This is a genomic window from Streptomyces sp. NPDC059454 (genome assembly GCF_042749965.1).
In the GTDB taxonomy this organism is placed as follows: Bacteria; Actinomycetota; Actinomycetes; order Streptomycetales; family Streptomycetaceae; genus Streptomyces.
The window spans coordinates 1-1,174 of the sequence record NZ_JBHYVC010000139.1 but is presented as its reverse complement, the minus strand read 5'-3'; the positions used below and the strand labels follow the sequence as shown (position 1 = coordinate 1,174).

Genomic DNA, 1,174 nt, shown 5'->3' with positions numbered 1-1,174 from the left:
GGAAGGGGTAGGTGGGGAGGTCGACGCGGCGGGGGCGGGTGCCTTCGTAGAAGGCGTCCCAGTCGACGTCCGCGCCGCACGCCCACGCCTCACCGAGCGACAGCGTGAACCGCTCCCAGCCGCCCTCGTCACGCCGCAGCGTGCCCACCACACCGGCCGGCACACCCGCGTCCTCGACGGTCTCGCGCACCCCCGTCGCCACCACCGGATGCGCACTCACCTCCACCAGCACCCGGAAACCGTCGGCCAGCAGCGCACGCGTCGCCGCCTCGAACTCCACCGTCCCGCGCAGATTCCGATACCAGTACCCGGCATCCAGCCCGGCCGTGTCGATCACACCACCCGACACCGTCGAATAGAACGGCACCTCACACGAACGCGGCGCCACCGGAGCCAACAGCTCCGCCAACTCCGCCTCGATACGCTCCACATGAGCCGAATGCGACGCGTAGTCCACCGCCACCCGACGGGCCCGCACCCCCTCCGCCTCACACACCACCAGCAACTCGTCCAACGCCTCCGCGTCACCCGACACCACCACCGACGACGGCCCGTTCACCGCCGCCACCGACACCCGGCCCTCCCACCGGCCGACCAACTCCCGCACCACCGACACACCACGAGCCACCGACACCATGCCGCCCGCACCCGACAGAGCACGCAACGCACGCGAACGCAACGCCACCACCAGCGCCGCATCCTCCAACGACAGAGCACCCGCCACACACGCGGCCGCGATCTCACCCTGCGAATGCCCCACCACCGCAGCCGGCCGCACCCCGCACGAGCGCCACACCTCCGCCAACGACACCATCACAGCCCACAACACCGGCTGCACCACATCCACCCGCTCCACCGAAGCAGCACCCTCCACACCCCGCACCACATCCAGCAACGACCACTCGACGTGAGGTGACAGGGCGGCCGCGCACTCCGCCATGCGGGCGGCGAACACCGGGGAGGTCTCCAGGAGTTCGACCGCCATGCCGGTCCACTGCGAGCCCTGGCCCGGGAAGACGAACACGGCGCCCGGTCCGGTCTCGGCGACGCCGTCCACGACACGGGCGGACGGTTCGCCGGCGGCGAGCGCGTCGAGTCCGGCGAGCAGGCCGTCGAGGCCGCTGCCGACGACGACCGAACGGTGCTCCATCGCGACACGCGTCGACACCAGCGA

General features: G+C 71.5%; 1 protein-coding gene. It reads right to left on the bottom strand.

The window, feature by feature from the left end; translation table 11 throughout:
• Positions 1-1,174 (bottom strand): acyltransferase domain-containing protein (locus ACFXAE_RS36155; protein ID WP_384723970.1); only part of this gene is annotated, 1,174 nt, incomplete at both ends.